Raw genomic sequence first — 18,646 nt, forward strand, 5'->3', positions numbered from 1 at the left:
AGGGTTCGAGAATAGTCCAGACGCGGTTGGAAATGTCGTGACGATGAAGATCCCGGCTCACGCAAGAGCAGCTAACGCATCCTGATTGTTAATCCAACCGAATCTTGCGACGACGCAGTCTAACGGGATACTGCAAGCTATCCCAAAACCTGTTTCATCAACAGGATCGAGCATGTCAGATTGACGAATCCTTGGAACATCGCCGTCGACTTCTCCCAGCGGATGCATAGCCGCCGGTAGTTCTGGAGCCAGCCGATCGTGCGCTCCACCGTCCAGCGTCGCTTGTAGCGCCGCAGCTTGCGGCCATCCTGCGTCCGGTTCCCAGGCTTCCGGTTGGAACGATGGGGGGAGATCATGTCCACACCCAGCCCGGCCAGGGTCTCATCGAGCTTGTCGGAGTCGTAGGCCTTGTCTCCGACAAGGCGCTCCGGAAAGTCGACCGTGACCATGAAGTCGAAGAGTGGCTCGACCAGCTTGCTTTCATGCGGGCTCGCGCTGCCGGTATTGACCGCCACCGGCAATCCCCTCGCGTCGACCATGATCATGATCTTCACGCCTTTGCCCGCCTTGGTGCCACCGATCCCGTCCCCGCCACCCTTGGCCTTGGAGAAGGTGCCGTCGATGAAGCACTCGTAGAGCTTGAAGCCGCCGCGTTCCTCGACCATCGCGCCGACTTCGGCGAGCAGTTGCTCGAACGCGCCGAGATTGACCCAGCGCTGGAATGCACGGTGGACCGAGCTCTTGGTGCCGAATTCCGAGGGTAGATCCTCCCACTTAGCGCCATTGTCGAGGATCCAGAAGATGCCCGCGATGGCCTTGCGCTTGTCGGTGCGTGGCCTGCCGCCCTTCGGCCTGGCCGGTTCGTCGGGCAACAGGCGGCAAAGCATATCAAGCTGGTCTTCGGAAAGCTCCATCATCGGACCGCATCAAGCACCATCCTTGCCAGAACCCAACGGTTTTGGGATAGCTTCTAGTGTCTGTTGCCCCTGCCGGGGCTGGGATGGGGTCTCAGTTGGGCGATTCGTGTTGGCGCGCGCTGGCGCTCTGGTGGTGAGGTACTGAGGGATGTCTTCCTGAGAGCGCACCGGTCAATGGACTGGCCCGAGTGGTCCTAGGCTGCGGATGTAGACCTATTAGCCCTCGGGGCGGTCGTTGTTTTTCGAGCGCGCGCGAGAGCGTCGTAGTTTGCCTCATTTTCGATCGCCGGGCTCTGATTGTGATTTCCACCTCCTGATACCGTCCGCTTTTCTCTCGTCGGTTTCGCTAGTTTCGTTGTCGATCCAATCGCTCCTGAGGAGGCGTGGCTCTTCCCGGGGGTGCAGGGGTTTTCCATCGGCGGTGAAGGTGGCTTCGGGCCGGTCTGATGACCGGCGCTCCCAGGGGGGCTGGCGGTCTGTGGAGCTCGTGCTTCCGGAGTGACATTGTGGCGGGGACGGGGTAGAGGGGAGGGAAGATCATGGATGTTTCCCGCTCGCATTTCCTGAGGTCCGTCTGGCTGGGGCTGGTGGTGCCGGGGTTGCTCGCCTTCATGTGGATCGTCTCGATGGACAGCGCGAAGGGCGTGTGGCTGCGTGACGGGCCATCGTGGTGGGGAGTGATGCAGTATGAGGGTGAGGCGGGCGTCTTCTACCATGGCAATGCTGTGCCGGGGGCCGCGGGGCATGAAATGGAGATGGTGAATGTGGGCGGCGCGGGCGGCAGCCCGATGTATCGCGAGCGCTGGGAATTCATCCGGCCCCACGGAGTGGTGGTGCCGCACTGGGTGCTGCTGGCGACCTACCTGCTGCCATGGGGCGCGTGGCTGGCGTGGCGATGGCGCCGGGTGGTGCAGCGGGAGGCGGAAATGGCGCGCATGTTGCAGGATTCCGCTCTTCAATCCACCGGCCGGTGATGTATCAAGCGGCAGGGAATGCCATGACATGCATCGGGCCCCGGGCCGCGGCATGAAATACGATAGATCTAGTAGAAAGAGACGATGGATGCGACGAGGGGACAGGGCATGATGTCGGGCAAGGGTGCAGGCTTGCGCATGATGGCCGCTGCGGCCGTGACCGCTGCGGTGCTCGTGCTTTTGCCAAGCTGCGGCTCCTGCGGAAGCGGGCGACCGCCCATGGTGGAGCGCGGCGTGAAGTACCAGCGAGTCACCATCGGTGCCTATGGCTCCGGAGATGCCATCGCGCTTTCCTCCAAGGACGCGCGGCGGCTTGTCGGCCTGCTCGGGGATTGCCGGCTGGTCGTGCCGGATGTGCCTCCGGATACGATGGTCTCGTGGTCGATGGAATACGTCGTCCACCTGCAGCCCGGCGCGCAGCCCGCAGACCAGGATCCCGGCGTGACCTTCACCGCGGACCGCGTGCTGCTCCACGCCTGCTGCATCCGCGACGGCACCCAGCGCGAGATCCGCGAGCTGCTGGATCCCTACATGGACCGCATCGACGAGGCATCCCGGCGCGGCCGCACGCCCTACACCGTGCAGCGGTAGCGGCCAGCTTCAGCCTGCTCTTGGATCGCCGCCGTCCTGGAGGCTTCAGACAAAGGAAGCACACCGCGAAAAACGCGAAATGGCGCGAAATCTGAAGGCATGATGAAAATCCCGAGCCAAAAATTTAGCGGGATCTCGCTTTGTTTCGTGATTCGATTTTACCTTCTCCGATGCCTGCGGGATGGCTACAGTTCCAAGTGAAATGTTCCGGACCCACAGCTTTCTTCCTGCCTTTAGATTTCGCGCCATTTCGCGTTTTTCGCGGTGAAATGAAAGCCCCGACCCTTTCGGAAAGCCGACCTCAACTATCCCGCACAAGCGCTGCTACGACCTTGCGTGACACACTCTAACAGATCTACGCATCTTCGCGCTCATCGCGGTTCGTTGAAAGCTCAAGCAGCTCGATGACGCGTGCCCCATGCTCTCGACCGAGCGCCTGCGGACTCCCGGGAAAGATACTCTAACAGATCAACCGCCCGCCGCGTAGCGGTCCGCCGCATCGTCGAAGCCGCCGGCTTCTTCCTCGATGTGGACTGCCATGGCATTCTCCTGCTCCAGGAGGGGGATGGCGTCGCCGCCCTGCTCTTCCAGGTAGCGCTCCAGGATCGCCTCCCGCGTCTGACGGTCCCGCGGGTAGGGATCGCCAAAGAAGGCCATCGCCTCCGCCAGCAGGTCCGCGCAATGCCGCATGCCCATCGCGCGAAAGGCCTCCACCGCCTCCGGTGCCAGCACGCCGGTGGGATTTGAGAAGAATTGCCCCAGCCCGCCATTCATGAATTCGGACTGCGCCCAGTGGGCGGCGAAAAGCAGTCGCGCCCTCTCCGGCGCTTCCGCGTATTGGCGAAGGAAGACATCGGGAGCATCGTAGATGCTGATGTCGTCCCAGAGGGGCTCCACGAGGGACCAGTAGCCGGTGCTCATGATGCGGGTGATTGAGTGAAATGAGTTATTGTTAGATAACTGTAGAGTGCTCTCCCCGGATCAACGGCGGTAGCTGCCGTCCGGCACGTGGGGGATGGGCTCCGGGTGGGCCATGCACCAGTCCACGGCGCGCTCGTTCACGCGGTAGTACGTGCTGCCATCGCCGCTCAGGTCCGGGGTGGCCTCGTCGCGGATGATGGTTTCCACGAGCTCGCGGATGACCTGCTTCTCCGCCTCCGGGAAGGTATCGTCCTCGGTGATCTGCCGCGCGACGAAGCGCCACATCGTCTCGTGGTCCGCGTCCCAGTTTCCGTTGCCATTCCGGTAGGCCTGGTCCACCAGCTTCCCGCAGATGCGGATCAGCTCGCCCTGGAGGGTCTTCGCCGGGCCGCTCGGCGGCACGTGGGCATCCCACAGGCGTCCGTGCTCGTGTTTCCAATTGTAGGGAGCGGGTGCAGGGGGCGGGCTCATGTGTGGGAATGTGTGGGAATGTGTGGGAATGTGTGGGAATGTGTGGGAATGTGTGGCTACCCCTTAGCGCAACATCGGAGAAAGGAAAGGGACGGTTTTCGTTAGAGGGGATCGTGCCGTGTGATCGGTGCGAGGCAGATGGATCGCAGGTGTTTGATGGCGAATGATCGCCGCAAGGCGGGAGCGCTGGCTTTAGCCGGCGAGTGCTTCTTTCGTGGGAGCATTCAAACGTTAGCAGCCCCTGGGAGCGCCGGTCATCAGACCGGCCCGACGTCATCCTTGATGTCCGCATAGCCCCTACTGGGAACGCGGAATTCATTCCGCCCGGGTCACCCTGACTGCGGCCTTCATCAACCACTGATGGACACGGATAAAGAGGGGATGGGGTAGGTGGCTTTTGGGACCGGGATGGATGGGATGGATGGGCAAGTGACATTCTGCCCGAGTCTCCCGACGCCGCTCGCCATCACCCGGTGCCATCGTGGTCCGCATCGCTCCGCGTGCGGCCGAAGTCATCTGGCGGCCAGCCCCACCGGACTGATCTAACAACGACTGACCGCCTCACCCGCAATCACATTCACCCGAAAAGCAGACCGCACCCGCAGCTTCCCCACCGGCGAACCGCACGCGGAGCGATGCGGACCGCGATTGGCTCCTGGTGATGGCGGGCTGTTAGGCTGCGCTCGGGCGGAATGAATTCCGCGTTCCCAGTGGGGGTGATGCGGGCTTTCCCGCTTCCACGCGATTGATTTCCTCCCATCTTCGAAATATCACATCTCCACCCCTCGTTTGTCTCGCGGCTTCGTCCATCCCGTCATGCGCCTCTCCCGATATCTTCCGCGGCTGATTTCCCTCGTGTCACTTCCGCTTCTCTCCCTGCCGGCTCATGCGGAGCGCGAGCGATGGAAAATGATCGCCGACGATTGGCACCAGCAGTGGGAAGTCGCGGAGCGCGAATGGTCTGCCGCTCTGCGCGCGAACCAACCCGGCGAGGCCCCCGGAGATCTCGCCCTCCTCGTGGCGGCTGCCGAGAAGATCCGCCCGCTGGTGAAGATCCGCGAGGCCGAGGGCCCGCCTTGGGAAAACCAGCAGGCGAGCGATCGATACCTGCGCATGGATTGGCAACTCGCCGTCGCCGCCACGGCAGCGGGCGATCATGCGAAGGCGCTGGAGTATCTCACGCAACAGGCGGCGACGCCGGTGTCCCTATTCGAGGGCTCCCGGAATCCGGATAGCTTTGCCCCTGATGTCCTGGCGCTGCACGCGGAAATCATGGCGCGCACCGGCAAGGTGGCGGACATTCAGCACTCCGGGTATCAGGTCTTTGGCGTGGTGTCTCCGGGCGCACCGCCGCGGTTCGTCTTTGTCCGGGAGCCTTTCGAGAAGGAGATCTCGCAGATCACCATCGAGGGTGTGGAGGACGACGAGCAGAAGCACGAGGTGTCGCTCTATGAAGCGACGGCGGAAAGGGACGTGCGATACCTCGGCAGCTCGTTTGTCTACACTGGGCGCGGCAAGCTGACCGTGTCCGTCGCCGACCGCACCGGGCCCGTACTGACCCTGCGTGGCGTCACGAAGATCGTGGAATTCCGCGGCGAACTTCACGTGCCCCATCTTCACGTATCGCCGCGCTCGGAGATCGAGCTCCGCATGAACGGGGAAAAGATCGAGCAACCCCTCGATGCCATCCGCCGGATGGACCAGGCGGGGGAGAAGTGACGACCGCATGGCTCCGGCATCGTGGTCCGCATCGCTCCGCGTGCGGTTCGCTGGTAGGGAAGCTGTGGATGCGGTCTGCTTTTCGGGTGAGCGTGATTGTGGGTGAGGGTGAGGGCTGGCGAGAAGGCAGTAAGATAAAATGCCTGGCACCCGCTACGGGAGCACCCCTTCGACTCAAGATTAGATTAGTCATTGCCCTCAGGCTTCGAATCCGGAGCGGGTTGAACAGCGCCGACTGGTTCCGCCGTTGCTGCTCGTGGATCCGGGGCGAGTCCACGGAGGATCTCAAGACGGTTCGGCGGAGCGTCTGGGGAGAGGAAATCGCCGATCGTATGCTCGGTTCGCCTTGGCCGACTCAGGAACTCAACCGGCCACTCTGTCCGGCGCTCCTCAGTCACAGGGACATATTCGCCCTCTGCGGTCTCGTTGATGTGCTCTTTCTGAAGGATCAGAGCCAGTGGTTCATCAGACCCGGGATTGGCCTTTGCAAATTCAAGGGCCTCCTCGCAGGTCTCAAAAGCGTAGTAGTAATCCTCACCATCAAACTCGTCTGGTGCTCCGCGTTGAGGATGGCACCACACGCGATACTCCAGCACCTCGTCCCAAACGTAGCCGCCGCCAGCGCCAGCGAGCGCCGGGTATTTGCTTACCATCTCAGGGGCGAGCACCGTTGGATAAGGACTCTTCATTCTTTGGCAGAACGGTTTTAATTGTTTGTCGAGAATGCGGTTCGCGAAGGCATATCCGGATCAAGTCGACTCGAACAGAAACGGGGAATCCGTAGTAGGTCAATCGGGTTCGATACTTGGAGACGCCCGAGAAATGTCCGATTTTTCTGAGCCGCGGGGAAGTTCTCTTAATGCGGTTGGTCGCTGGCTGGGTAATGGCACTTGGCGCTCACGCCAGGCGAAAGCATCGACATCCAGGATCAAGGAGATGCTCTGAATTCCGCGTTCCCTGTGAGGAGGGATGCCGGATGGCACTCGTTCATCCGGGGACTTCATTTTCCCAAAGTCTTTATCCCATCCATCCTGGTCCTGATCCCTTCAGTTCATCTGTGTCCATCCGTGTTTATCTGTGGTTGAAAAATACGAAGGCCAGGGATGGCCCGGGCGGAATGAATTCCGCGTTCCCAGGTGGCGCTCTCTGCGGAAATACTCGCCGGCTAAAGCCAGCGCTCCGCCTGCGGCAGCCATCCGGCCTCCGGCTCTACGCTTCCAGCACCCGCATCTTCCCCGTCACCTCGCGCTCGTAAGCGTGGATCCTCTTTCCGTCGGGGTTGATGAATTGCACCGTCATCTTCTCCTCCGTGACGTGGATGTGATTGAAGCCGCGCGTCTGCATGCAGAAGCCGCGGCCCTTCCCCGGCACCACCTCGTAACGGCTCGCGCCGCCGCCGCCGGAGACGACGAAGTCCGGCGAATACCCCTCCACCCGCAGATGCTGCAGATTGTGATCGTGCCCTGCCAGATAGAGGGAAACGCGGCCGTCCTTCAGGTAGGGCCCCCACTGCTCCAGCAGCTTCGACCCCGCCGCGTCGCCCCGGCTCTTCGTCTCGGAAAAGATCGGATAGTGCGAGACCATCCACAGCCACTTCGCCGCGGTGGGCTTGGCCATCTCCGCCGCCAGCCAGCGCCGCTGTGCGAGCTTCTCCTGCGGTGTCAGCGCGCCTTCGAAGTTGTTCCCGTCCAGATAGATCACCTTCACCAGCGGCTTGCCCGTCTTCCCCGGCAGCTCGAAGGCATACCACTTCGCCGGCATCTTCCAGCGGGATCCCGGGCTCTGCCGCGTCCGCGCGAGCTGGTAGTCCGCCTTCAGCCGCCCCTGCTTCGAGTCATAGCTCGGGCCGTAGTCGTGATTCCCCAGCGTCGCGTAGAAGGGGCAGTTGAAGTCCTTCTTCGGATACATCGCCGAGAAGCGCGCGGGGAATTCCTCCGGCATGAATTTCCCGTAGAAATTGTCCCCCAGCGCGAGTACGCACGACAGCGGCCGGCCGAGCGCCCCGGCGTAGGCCGCCATCTGGCGGGCCACCTGGCGTTGCTTGTCATTGTTCGTCCCGTAGTCGCCAACCGCCAGCAGGTCGATCCCCCCGGGCCCGAGCGCCGCTCCCTTGTCCGCGCCATCCGGAGCTGCGGCGAGCCGCCCCGCCAGCCCGCCCGTCAAGATGCCGGAGCTGAAAAGCAGCGTCGTCCTCAGCGCCTCGCGCCGGGACATCGGGTGGGGGGCTGGGTTCGAGTTTGAGGGTGAATGGCGGTTCATGGGATCGCGATCTGTGGAGAAGGATGCAGGGGGATTCGCGGGAAAAAGGGGACAGGCAGGAGACGGTGAGGAAATGAGAAGCGAAGCGGGACGAGGTGCGGACGTCACGATACGCCTGCATGCCTGCGTTTTTATCCCCCGCATTCGCTCGGAGCAATGCTGGGGTTGGGGGCTGCTAGCTGCGTGGGAAGGTAGCTTTTCGCGGTGCGGCTTCCGCTGGGAGCGCGTGCCACCGGCTCGCTTGGACGGTCGGCGAAGTGACCGAAGAAGCTGCTGCAACCCGAGGCCATCGTGGTCCGCATCGCTCCGCGTGCGGTTCGCCGGTCCGGGGAAGGCTCCTATCAAAGCCCGCACTCCCCCACATCCTTCCAGAGCCGGAGATTGAGATCTGCCTGTAGAACTGCTTCGCCGCACGCGGAGCGATGCGGACCACGATGGCACAGGGTCTCCGCAAGCGGTGAAGGTGGCTTCGCACGGCTGTCCTGTATGTTCAGAAATGCCACCCCAAACCCCTGATCTGCTGCGGGTGGCTTCCGAGAATGGGCCGATACAAAGCTCGTCGGAGGAAGTCACCCGCGGCGGATCGCCCGGAAGCAAACCCGTGTGCTTCCTTCGCCAACCGTCGAAGCGGGCCAGTCGCCGCGCGCTCCCAGGGGGATCTTCCGGAGAGAGCGGCTTTTGCCCGTGCCTCGCCAACTTTCCAAGCGGGCCAGTGGCCACGCGCTCCCAGCGGGGCATTCCGGAGAAAGCGGCCTTTGCCCGTGCTTCGCCTACCGTCCAAGCCGGCTGAAGCCAGCGCTCCCGGCTCCGCCGATCCTGTGCCGTGGTTTGGGGAGGTCTTGTTAGGCAAGCACGATCCGGGGGCCTGTTAGATCGCCTCGCCTTTCAACCCTCAACCCTCAACTCCCCCGCACGCAGTCACCCGCTTGGCTTGCATTCCGCGGCGCATGGGGGAGCCTCGGGGCATGGCCGTGACCCAATGGATGAGCTGGGAAGGGGGCGTCGATCTCGTCGCCGTGACTTCGATGGATGTGGCGATGCCGAATGTGATCGTCCACGTGGCGCGCATGGTCCACACGCCCGTGGGCTCCGCCCCGGCGGGGATCGTCCTGTGGCAGCCGGATCCCGCCGCGCCGCCGGTCGTCTGCGGCTTCGTCAGCAGCGATCCCGCGGTGGCCGCCTACTTCGGCCCGCAGATATTCGCCGGCACGCCTTTTGAAAACGCGCCCGTGCTCGATGCGCGGATCGATATCGCCAGCGGCCCCGTCACTTGCACCGCCCGTGTGGAAGTCGCGGGGCATGTCTTCGAGACCGAGCTGACCGGGCTGGAGCCCGCCGCGCTCATCCAGCGCGAGCCCATCGCCACCGCGCCCTTCACCCAGCAGGGCATCGAGGCCACCGCTGCCACGGCCACGCTGAAGGTGGATGGCCAGCCCGTGGACATCATCATCCCGCCCGTGGGCATCACCGGCGGCCCCTGCGCCGTCTCCGCACCCTGCGGCATCTACGCCCGCTGAGGCTTCCTCACCGGAGCCGGGGCCGGGGGAATGGAACTGGAACTGGACCGGGATGGATAGGATGGATGGGATTTGGAGAAAGGCGGAGAGGTGAGCGCTTCCGGCTTCCCCGAGCCTCCATCTGCCCCGGATGCCGCTACCACTGCTTCACATCCTCTCTTTTCCCATCCCATTCATCCTACCCATCCCATCCATCCCGGCCAGAATCCCCCGGCTGCCTGACTCACCAGGGCGCACCCCGGTCCACACCGCCCCGCACCTGTCCATCCACACATCATGGGACATCTCCATCAGATAGAAATCCGCCGTCTCCGCGTCACCTGCCACATCGGCGTGCCGGATGAGGAGCGCGCGCTGCCGCAGCACCTGCTCGTCACCGTGCGGGCCACCGTTTCCGCCTCCTTTCACCAGTTGGAGGACCAGATCGGCCGCACGCTGGACTACGCCGAGCTGGCCACCTCCATCCAGGACCTCGCCTCCTGCCGCCCGCGTCATCTGGTGGAAACCCTCGCCGCGGACATCGCCGGGCTGACCCTCTGCCACGACATCGTCACTTCCGTGGAAGTCACTGTGGAAAAGCACATTCTGCCGGATACGGAATGCGTGGCTGTGCATCTCCGCCGCGATCGCGGAATTGTCTAACTGTGTCGCGGTTCTCCCGGGTTGCATTGCCCCGCTGATCCGCCAAGCTCCCCGCACATGGATCAACCACAACCCGACGCGGAAAAGCTCGCCATCCGGTGCCCCGGATGCGCCCAGCGCTTCAAGGTGGGCCTGGAACTCCGCGACAAGATAGTGGAGTGCGGCACCTGCGAGCACCGCTTCCGCGTGAATGACGAGGTGGTGGTCCGCACAAAGAGATTCTACCCCGGGGAACGCAAGGACCAGGCGCTGGACAGCTTTTCCCGCGTGCCGAAGACCATCGCCTCGCCCACGCAGGCGACCTTCCAGCAGATGCAGTATTCGCCGGAGCCGGTCCACGCCCACCACCATCACCGCCCGCCGGCCGGGGCCACCGGCTCGCCGCTGCGGCTGCTGCTCGGCTTCGCCGCCGTCATCGTCGCGCTGGCAGTTGGCTTCATCCTCGTCTTTGGCGGAGCGCCCGGCGGCATGCTGGATGGTGCCTCGCTGTCGAAGCGCCTCATGCTGGCCGGCTTCTCCGCCGTCGTCTCCGGCGCCCTGCTCATCGCGGCAAATCCCTGGCGGCGTGGCCGTGCCATCTTCGGCGCGCTCGCCACCGCCGCCATCCTCCTCGCGCTGCCCTTCCTTTTCACCGGCGGTGAGACCACCTCCGCCACCATCGTGAGCACCGGGGACGACACCGGCACGGGTGGGGATGCCGGACAGCCGCAGCCCGGCCCCGCGGCCGAGCCGACCTCCGGAGAGCTCGCCCTGGCCGACTTCAAGAAGAAGATTGTCTACGATCCCATGGAGCGCGCGCTGGAGACGGACTCCGCCGCCATCGGCCTCTGGCTCCGCGGCTTGCGGGAATTCCACCGCCTGCAGGTGCGCGACTACATCGTGCGAAATACCGGCGCGGACCCCAGCTCCCACATGTACCCCCGCGAGGGCGACTACCTCATGGTCGTCACCGGGACGAAGGGCGACCTCGATACCCTCGCCCGCCTGTGCGCCCGCTTTGGCGAAGTCACCCGCCCTGCCGATGCCATCCGCGTCATCGAAGTCATCGTCGACAATACCAGCTTCCAGGAAGGCCCGCTCGACAAGCTGACCGACCCGCTGAATCCCTCCTTCTACGAGCTGAACAAGCGCGAGCTGGAAAGCATCGACCTCGATCGCGCCCGCCGCGCCGTCTCCCGCCTCGCCCCCGTCGAGCCCAAGTTCTACCGCAAGGACATCGCCCGCCGCCTCGGCGAGCTCGCGCAGGAAGGCGACGCCGCCCTGCTCACCGAGATCGGCAATGCCCTGCCCACCTGGAGCGAGCCCGGCGACGGAATGGAGAATGTCATCCGCGGAGTGGTGGAAAAGATCCCCGCCGGCAGCCCGGTGCCCGAGTCGCTGGTGAAATTCCTCGCCACCCGCCAGGATACCCAGGCCATCCCCCTCATCGACGCGCTCTGGCTGCTGGAGCCGAACAAGTGGGAAGAAAGCTACGGCAGCTTTGGCCCGCAGATCGAAGACAAGCTGCTGGACCGCCTCCCCACGACCACCGTCACCCAGCGCATGTCCGCCGTCCGCATCCTCGGCAAGGTGGGCGGCACCCGCTCCATCCCCGTCCTCGAGGCCTCCCTCCGCGAAGCCGAGCCCGAGATGAAGCTCCTCCTCACCCGCTCGCTGGAAGCCATCCGCAGCCGCAGGTAAGGGCCGGAGATCGGAAATCAGAGATCAGATGGCGGAGGTCAGAAACCAGAGCTTTGCCCGGTGAGCGGTGAAAGGCAAGTTGCCGAATGGTCATCGGCAGATGGCTGCCGGCAGGCGGAGCGCTGGCTTTAGCCGGCAAGTGTCCCTAAAGCAGACTGCTGCCATCACGGCCTCCACCCCGCGAAAGCGCCGCCGCCGCCGCCCAATGGCCCTCAGGTCACCCCGCCTCCACCGGCCACTTCGCCCGCCCATCCAAGCCGGCTGAAGCCAGCACTCCCGGCTCCGCCGATCCTTGCGTTCCCCCTGGGAGCGCGTGGCCACCGGCCCGCTTGTATAGACCGGCGAAGCAACCCCTCCCGCCCGCATCTCCCAGCCGCCGCAGGCGGAGCGCTGACTTTAGTCGGCGAGTAGCCTGTAATGGACCGTCACCCCCCCAAAAAAAAGAGAGCGTCAGTCACCGGACCAGCCCAATCCCGCCCAGCCCCATCAAACCCATGAGCCCCGACCACGCCTCTTCTCCATCCTCCCCGCCACCGGCCTGCGACACCTGCGGCCGCGAAGCCGTCATCGTCATCGACGCCCGCGGCTGGTGCGAATCCTGCCTCCACGCCCGCGGCTCCTGCTGCGCGGAGTCCGAGATGGAAGACTGATTTTCCCGCCCAACACCGGCAACGGAAACCGCAACCGCAGCACGAAACTCATCCCACCCGGACGATTCCCCAACCGCCAAGCTCCCCGAGCCCCGGATTCGATGCCGATATCGCGACCGATATCCGCCTCACCTCCCCGCGCCCGGCGTCGTCGCCGCAGGCTCGTCCTTCCGCGAAAACTCGGCGGTATTGCTCAGATAGACGATCGTCGCCGCGCTGAGGATCACAGCCAGCAGGACGACCAAGGTGAGCAACATGCCGAAACAAGACTTCATTCGCGTCCCCCGACCATGCCCACCTTTCCCGCCCCCGGCAAGGGCCGGTTTTCCGGAGATCAGAAGGCGTTCTGGCGGAGCGGAGCGCTGGCTTTAGCCGGCGAGTCATCCGCGCCCCCATGCCCTGGGCGATACGGGCCTTCGTGATGGACCCGGCAGTCAGGGACCACTCGGGCCGGTCTATTGACCGGCGCTCCCAGGGTGGGCGCTCCGCTTTTTGAAAGCCCCAGCACTCCCTCCGTCCGCCAAAAACCTCTCCGCGCTCCTCCGCGACCTCAGCGCCTCGGCGGTAAATCCCATCAGCCTCGACTTCCCCGGCCAAGCCGCGCCAGCTCCGGCCAAACACAGCCCGGCCTCGCGCACTTGGCGTCTTGGCGGTTCCACTTCCCCCATCCCCGGGGAAGCCGTCACTTCACCCGCAGCAGCGCGGCGTAGGCCCCGTCCGTCCCGTCGCGTTGTGGCAGCGCCTGGTGCGAGGCTTCCAAAGTGAGCTCCGGGTGATCCGCCAGCAGGGCCTCGATCAGCCCGGCATTCTCCTCCGCCTCGATCGAGCACGTGGAATACACCAGCCGCCCGCCCGGCTTCAGGCAGGGCAGCGCGTTCTCGATGATCTGGCGCTGCAGCTTCGGCAGCTCCTTCAGGTCGATGGGACGGAGACGCCAGCGCACGTCCACGCGACGGCGGAAGACCCCCGTATTCGAGCACGGCACGTCCAGCAGGATCGCGTCAAAGGCGCCCTGCCACTTCTCCGGAGCCGGCGTGCTCCAGTCGTGGCACTCGATCTCCGTGCCCGTGATGTGCAGGCGCTCCAGATTCTCCCGCAGGCGCGGCAGGCGCTTCTCATTCGAGTCCGTGCAGACCAGATCCCGCCCGCCGCCCTGGGCCGCCGCGATGAGGAAGGCCTTCCCGCCCGGCGCCGCGCAGGCATCCAGCACACGCTCGCCCGGCTGCGGGGCCAGCAGCTCCACGCAATGCCGCGTCGCGGGGTCCTGGATGTAGATCGCGCCCTTTGCCAGCAGCTCCGTCGGCACCGGCCCCTCGATCTGGAAATACCCGTCCGGCAGGCCCTCCACCGGCGTCTGCTCCGTGCCGTCCGCCGCCACCAGCGGATTCCACCGCGCGATCGTCGGCGCGGGACAATTGTTGAAAGCCATCAGCTCCAGCGCCTCCGACTTGCCATACGCCTTTGACCAGCGCTTCAGCAGCCAGTCCGGGTGCGAATGCACCACCGCGGCCGGCAACTCGGAGACGTCCTGCAGCTTCTTCTTCGTCGCCGCCGCCCGGCGCATCACCGCATTGATCAGCCCGCGCCCCGCGCTCTTCCCCAGCTCCACGGTCTCGAAGACCGCCGCATGGTCCGGCAGCTCCAGGATCAGCAGTTGGCAAAGCCCCACGCGCAGGATGTCCCGCGTCTCATCGTCCAGCCGGCCCTTCCGCAGCTCGCCGATCCAGTGGTCCAGCAGCCGCAGGTTCCGCAATACCCCCAGCACGATCGCATTCAGCAGCGCCCGGTCCGCCGCGGACAGGTCATTCCGCGAAGCATGCCGCTCGATCAGGCTCTCGGCATACGCATGGCCCTTCGTCCAAGCCCGGAGAATGGAAACAGCAGCACGACGCGGGGATTTCATAAGGCAGAGACGGAAGACTGGAAGACGACAGACGGAAGACTGGAAGCGCGGGGGAGGAGAGGGAAGCCGGATGACGGGCAGCTTTCAAGACTTCCCTCAGGGGAGGCGGCCACCTCACCCGCAGCAGGAGCCCGAAATTACCTTCAATTTACCCACCGCCGGGGGGCATTGCGGCATCATGGTCCCCATGCAGCGTGTTTTCCACCTCCTTCGCCTCCTGCTTCTGCCTTGGGTCGTGTCTTCTTCGCCATCGCACGCGGAAATCGAGGTGACATTTCTCCCGGCCACGAAGCCTGAAAAGGTGATCACGCCAAAGGCCACCCCGCCAAAGGTCGCGCCGACCGAGAAGCCTGCCCCTGCGCCCAAGCCGGAAGAGATCGATGGCGTGGCGGCCTATTACTTGGGTCGCTATGGCAAACCTCTGAAATCCGGGAGCTTCGACGAGCTGAAAGAGGGCATGACGCTGAGGGAGATCGTCACCCTGTTCGGCCCCGGATCACAGGAGCCGTGGACCGGCTTGAAGCGCATCGGGTGGTGGTGCCGAAATGGCAAGGGCCTATATGTGGAGCCGCCTTTTAAATGGGACGCTAAGGCAGAATACTATGTCGTCCAGAGCGGCGTCGACCAGCGCCATGACGAAGTGGCTCTGCTCGCGAAATCCTTGATCGCGAGCATTAAGGTCACTGGATCGAAGGCGGAGATTGCCCTGACGCACGACACTTACGAGGCCAAGGCCCACGAGGTAAGAACCTACGAGGCGGGGCAGACGTTTCAGAAGACCGAGCCCCTCCCGCAACTGGATCTCCGCATCTCAAAGATCGAAGGCGACGCCGTGCATTGCCGCTACTCCTATCAGGCCGAACCGAAAGGCCTGCTCCGATACTCGGAAACCGGGACGCTGATCCTCCGTGAAGGAAAAAGTAAATAGGAGCTATGCCCCCCGCCGCCCGGTCACTTCGCCTTGATCTGGTAGAACTGCTTCGAGGTGTCCGGCTTCGGGTGGCTGAAAATCATCGGGCTGCCCAGCGGGGACATGTTGTCCAGTCCATCACCGGCGGATAGCTGCAGGCTCAGGTTCACCTGATCGTATTCCAGCCAGATGATCGGCGAGCCCAGCTCCAGTTGCGCCGGGCTGCGGCGCAGGGTCAGCAGCAGGGCCCGCATCTCCGCGGTTTGCAGATTTGCCACCAGGGGATCGAGGCCGCTCAGGTGCTCTGCGCCATCGTCCAGCCCGTCGCCATCGGTGTCCGCATCGAGAGGGTCGGTATTGAGCGCCAGCTCCTCCGCATTGGTCAGCCCGTCAGAATCCGCGTCCTCGTCCTCCGGCAGCGTCTGCGGCGGTGCCTGCTCCAGCTTCCTGATGGAGAAGCCCTGGTGCGTGAAGGCATAGACGCAGTTCTCCGCGGCATCGTAGTGCATCAGGCGGGAGTCCAGCCCGTGATTCAGCAGGGACTTCGCATTCCCCGTCGTGGCAAAGGTGGTGGTGTCCCACACCTGGCTCGAGCCAAAGGCCACGGACCCATCGGCATTGAGAGCCTGGATCTGCTCCGGGAAGACGCCGTACTGGATCAGCAGGTTGTTGGCGTTGAAAAGGACGCTTCCATACGCCAGCCGCTTTCCGTTCGCAGAGATGGAGTAGTTGTTGTAATCCCAACCGTAGGGATAGGGACTGTAGGGGTGCCGATCCAGCTTGAACGCGACCGGCTCCTCGATGTCGAAGACGCCCATCTCTCCGAGGTTTCCATCATAGACATACTGTCCGAAGAGCTTGGTCTTCGTGTCATTGACGACCATGCGGCTCTTGATCTGGAAATTACCGATCTTCCCCAGCTCCGTCTCGGTGGTCAGATTGACGATCCCGGTCTGCCCCGCCACGTTGTGGATATTCCCGTTCTCCCATGCTCCGTCATTGTAGTAGAGCCGCTCCCCGGGACCGCAGACGAGATTGACGGGCTGATACTTTGTCAGGAAATGGTGAGTCTTCGTCTGCGTGGCCAGATCGACCACCGAGATCTGGTATCCCGCGGGCGTTCCAGAGCCTATGCCCCGGTTCGCCACATACATCTTCGTCCCCGCTGCATTGATCGCGAGCGAAGTTGGCAGCTTCCCTACATAGACCGGCTTGATGGTCTTCAATTGCAGGTCGATGAAGAGCACCTCGCTGCCCGTCCGGTTCACCGCATAGAGGAAGGGGCGGTTCGGGTCCTTGACGAGATCGACGATCACCGCGTCCAGCGGGATCGTGTCGGTCACTTCCCAGTTGGCGCGCGCGACGCCGTGCAAGCACGCGATGGAGCCGAGCACGAGTGAAAGAGAAAGGAGGGAGGGGGAGCTTTTCATGGTCACGTCAGGGCCGTTCGTCCGCACCGGAGCCCCGCACGGCGTGGGAGAGAGGTGCGCGCGCAATCTCTCCCGGCGATGATAGATCATCAAGGATATAGACATCACGGGATGAAGCATCCGGCGCATGTGGAAAGCTGTCTCCCCCTTGCCCTACTCACAGCAGTCTTCCCCGCGCGCTCTTCATCGCCCCTGCCTGCCCGCATCTCAAGGCCCGGGGTGCCTCCCACCCGGCTCCCGCCGGGTCAAGGGCCCCGCTCTGTCTGGAAAGGGGAGAGACCTTCAATATCAACCGAGCAGATCGTCCAGCGTGACTCCCTTCACCACGTGCCCCGTGGTCCGGGGCCGGAGTAGATGCCCGTATCTCGCGTGGAGCCGCGGGAACTTCGCCTTGGCATCCTCGTCGCTCAGCCGGTCATCGTGCGGTCTTGCTGGCGGTTCATCGCCGAGGACGAGATAGTGGAGGAATCCTTCGCCGTCCTGCCCGTCGAGAAGTGCCCGGTCAAAGACGTCGCAAACCCTTGTGACCAGATGGTATTCGTCGAATCCCGACGAAACCGGATCATCGGCCAGCTCATCATGATTTCCCACGATCCGCTGATACCTGTCCTCGGGCAGCAGCGTCACGCAATCGCGGAAGTCGATGAGCCCGTCATTGCCCGCCATCCCGTCCGAAGCCAGGAACGCCGCCATGGCGAATTCCGTCGTGTGAAGCGCTTCACACCGCAAGAGAAGATCCCGACCGATGACCGCAGCCTCCGCCGCTGACATCGACCGGCACTCCGCCTCCAACCGCTCCGCCACCACAGGAAACCCCGGCGCCCCGGCCCATAAGCGCGAAAGAAGCTGTTGGGTCAGTGGATTCATGCTTGGTGCAAGGTAGCTATCTTGCGCCGGGAAAGGTGCAAGGCTTCAGAGTCCGCGATAATCCTAATCAAGACTTCCGTGAAAAAGGGGCGATGGGTTGGGCTCCCCAGCTTTAAATAATGGATGCTACTTGTCGTTTGATCCTGCCCGCTGCCAAGCCTGCCCCGCCTAGAGCCCGCGTGGCCTCATGAAAGAAGAGTTCGTTGGAGCCGGGCCGCTTCCTTCCAGATAGGCGCGGATGGCACTGCTGGAGAAGGCATAGCCGGGTGATTTGCCGATTCCCACGCCACGATCGAGGATCGGGCGAACCTTTTCCAAGGCCGCCTTCCGGTCCTTGGAGATCGCACAGGCGGCGACCAGCGCCAGCGTGTCCATGCGGCGATCTCCCGCCGCCGCGCCTGCCAAGGCTTCCCGCTCGAAAGCCGCGTAGTCTTGCTCCACCCAATAGGCCAGCGTCCGCAGCAGCGGATGCTTGGAGCGGGTCATGGCCTTGGAGAAATCGTCTGCGACCGACGCTTTCATCTGACCCGGATCACGCCACGCGTCGTACAGGCACCAGGATACCCCGTGGCCTAGCTGCGCCGGCAGATCCTCGGATGCCGGATAAAGATAGACGAAGATGTAGCTGGAGCCGTGGTTGCATGAATGCGTCCACGGTCCCGACTCCGCCACCCAAGCCTCGTGGATCGCCAGCACGCGTTCCATTTCCTGCACCATCTCGTCATATCGCCCCTGCTTCTTCAGGGCTTGCAGCACACCGTCGAGGGCGGCTTGTGCTTCGTTCTCGCGGCGATTCAACTCCGCCCGGCGATCAAGCTTCCACAGCAAGGTCCCGCCCCACAGGCCGAAGGCAATACATGCAAACGCCGTGATCGCGATGGCCTTGCCCGATGGACGCTTCAGCTTCCGGAAGATCATCGCCATTACGACGCAAGACAAGAAGGCTGGCACCAGGGCCGCCGCCGCGCAGCGCCACATGAATGCCGTCAGCTCTCCTCCGCCTGCCGGGGAAGCCAAGAACCGCAGATCCGACAAGGTCACATCCCATCGCAGCCCGAGCCCCCAAGGAATCGCGATGCCAAAGACCCCGATCAAGACGATCAGCAAGCTCAACCACATTCGCATCCCTTATCCTGCGGCCAGGCCTTCCTGCCGCCAATCCGAAACGGAAGTCACCCGGTGAGTCGGATCCTGG

18 protein-coding genes are annotated in these 18,646 nt (G+C 63.8%); 8 read left to right on the forward strand and 10 right to left on the reverse strand.

The annotated features are described in order from the left end of the window. Positions 1–137: 137 nt before the first annotated feature. Entirely contained in the window at positions 138–917 is a 780-nt protein-coding gene (locus OKA04_RS11955; RefSeq protein ID WP_319800611.1) for an IS5 family transposase, read from the reverse strand. Between the two features lie 539 nt (positions 918–1,456). On the opposite strand from OKA04_RS11955, the gene OKA04_RS11960 reads away from it, so the two are divergent. Next, entirely contained in the window at positions 1,457–1,891 is a 435-nt protein-coding gene (locus OKA04_RS11960) for a hypothetical protein (RefSeq protein ID WP_264501400.1), read from the forward strand. 84 nt (positions 1,892–1,975) lie between these two features. Then, positions 1,976–2,482: a hypothetical protein gene (locus OKA04_RS11965; RefSeq protein ID WP_264501401.1), complete on the forward strand. Its 507-nt coding sequence runs from the start codon at positions 1,976–1,978 to the stop codon at positions 2,480–2,482. Between the two features lie 468 nt (positions 2,483–2,950). Here the strand turns inward: OKA04_RS11965 and OKA04_RS11970 are convergent, their stop codons facing one another. After that, complete coding sequence (locus OKA04_RS11970) at positions 2,951–3,403, reverse strand: DMP19 family protein (protein ID WP_264501402.1); 453 nt, start codon at positions 3,401–3,403, stop codon at positions 2,951–2,953. Between the two features lie 60 nt (positions 3,404–3,463). Next, positions 3,464–3,874: a hypothetical protein gene (locus OKA04_RS11975; protein ID WP_264501403.1), complete on the reverse strand. Its 411-nt coding sequence runs from the start codon at positions 3,872–3,874 to the stop codon at positions 3,464–3,466. Between the two features lie 816 nt (positions 3,875–4,690). Here OKA04_RS11975 and OKA04_RS11980 point away from each other — a divergent pair. Further along, positions 4,691–5,593 carry a hypothetical protein gene (locus OKA04_RS11980; protein WP_264501404.1) on the forward strand — a complete coding sequence of 301 codons (903 nt, stop codon included), beginning with the start codon at positions 4,691–4,693 and terminating at the stop codon, positions 5,591–5,593. A gap of 185 nt (positions 5,594–5,778) precedes the next feature. Here OKA04_RS11980 and OKA04_RS11985 read toward each other — a convergent pair whose 3' ends face one another. Both OKA04_RS11985 and OKA04_RS11990 read right to left on the reverse strand, forming a co-directional pair. After that, on the reverse strand, positions 5,779–6,282 hold the full coding sequence (locus OKA04_RS11985; protein WP_264501405.1) for a GCN5 family acetyltransferase: 504 nt from the start codon (positions 6,280–6,282) through the stop codon (positions 5,779–5,781). Between the two features lie 520 nt (positions 6,283–6,802). Continuing rightward, positions 6,803–7,852 carry a metallophosphoesterase gene (locus OKA04_RS11990; RefSeq protein ID WP_264501406.1) on the reverse strand — a complete coding sequence of 350 codons (1,050 nt, stop codon included), beginning with the start codon at positions 7,850–7,852 and terminating at the stop codon, positions 6,803–6,805. Between the two features lie 965 nt (positions 7,853–8,817). On the opposite strand from OKA04_RS11990, the gene OKA04_RS11995 reads away from it, so the two are divergent. The 4 genes from OKA04_RS11995 to OKA04_RS12010 all read left to right on the forward strand — a co-directional run bounded on the left by OKA04_RS11995 (position 8,818) and on the right by OKA04_RS12010 (position 12,341). Further along, on the forward strand, positions 8,818–9,369 hold the full coding sequence (locus OKA04_RS11995; RefSeq protein ID WP_264501407.1) for a hypothetical protein: 552 nt from the start codon (positions 8,818–8,820) through the stop codon (positions 9,367–9,369). Between the two features lie 276 nt (positions 9,370–9,645). Beyond that, positions 9,646–10,011, forward strand: coding sequence for a dihydroneopterin aldolase (locus OKA04_RS12000; protein WP_264501408.1), 366 nt, complete (start codon positions 9,646–9,648; stop codon positions 10,009–10,011). Between the two features lie 57 nt (positions 10,012–10,068). Next, on the forward strand, positions 10,069–11,691 hold the full coding sequence (locus OKA04_RS12005) for a zinc ribbon domain-containing protein (RefSeq protein ID WP_264501409.1): 1,623 nt from the start codon (positions 10,069–10,071) through the stop codon (positions 11,689–11,691). A 494-nt stretch (positions 11,692–12,185) separates the two neighbouring features. Next, entirely contained in the window at positions 12,186–12,341 is a 156-nt protein-coding gene (locus tag OKA04_RS12010; protein ID WP_264501410.1) for a hypothetical protein, read from the forward strand. Positions 12,342–12,469: 128 nt separating this feature from the next. Here OKA04_RS12010 and OKA04_RS12015 read toward each other — a convergent pair whose 3' ends face one another. Both OKA04_RS12015 and OKA04_RS12020 read right to left on the reverse strand, forming a co-directional pair. Continuing rightward, positions 12,470–12,598, reverse strand: coding sequence for a hypothetical protein (locus OKA04_RS12015; protein ID WP_264501411.1), 129 nt, complete (start codon positions 12,596–12,598; stop codon positions 12,470–12,472). Positions 12,599–13,023: 425 nt separating this feature from the next. Then, positions 13,024–14,244 carry an RsmB/NOP family class I SAM-dependent RNA methyltransferase gene (locus OKA04_RS12020; RefSeq protein WP_264501412.1) on the reverse strand — a complete coding sequence of 407 codons (1,221 nt, stop codon included), beginning with the start codon at positions 14,242–14,244 and terminating at the stop codon, positions 13,024–13,026. A 70-nt stretch (positions 14,245–14,314) separates the two neighbouring features. On the opposite strand from OKA04_RS12020, the gene OKA04_RS12025 reads away from it, so the two are divergent. After that, the gene (locus OKA04_RS12025; RefSeq protein WP_264501413.1) at positions 14,315–15,172 is read left to right on the forward strand and encodes a hypothetical protein; all 858 of its coding nucleotides are present in this window, start codon (positions 14,315–14,317) and stop codon (positions 15,170–15,172) included. A gap of 23 nt (positions 15,173–15,195) precedes the next feature. On the opposite strand, the gene OKA04_RS24735 is transcribed toward OKA04_RS12025, so the two are convergent. From OKA04_RS24735 to OKA04_RS12040, 3 genes are all read right to left on the reverse strand, one after another. Further along, positions 15,196–16,584 (reverse strand): hypothetical protein, encoded by a 1,389-nt coding sequence (locus tag OKA04_RS24735; RefSeq protein WP_264501414.1) that lies wholly within the window; start codon positions 16,582–16,584, stop codon positions 15,196–15,198. Positions 16,585–16,872: 288 nt separating this feature from the next. Further along, the gene (locus OKA04_RS12035) at positions 16,873–17,277 is read right to left on the reverse strand and encodes a hypothetical protein (RefSeq protein WP_264501415.1); all 405 of its coding nucleotides are present in this window, start codon (positions 17,275–17,277) and stop codon (positions 16,873–16,875) included. 342 nt (positions 17,278–17,619) lie between these two features. Then, a complete protein-coding gene (locus OKA04_RS12040) occupies positions 17,620–18,390 on the reverse strand; it encodes a hypothetical protein (RefSeq protein WP_264501416.1) in 771 nt (256 codons plus the stop codon). Between the last annotated feature and the right edge of the window lie 256 nt (positions 18,391–18,646).

This window comes from Luteolibacter flavescens (assembly GCF_025950085.1).
Taxonomy (GTDB): domain Bacteria; phylum Verrucomicrobiota; class Verrucomicrobiia; order Verrucomicrobiales; family Akkermansiaceae; genus Haloferula; species Haloferula flavescens.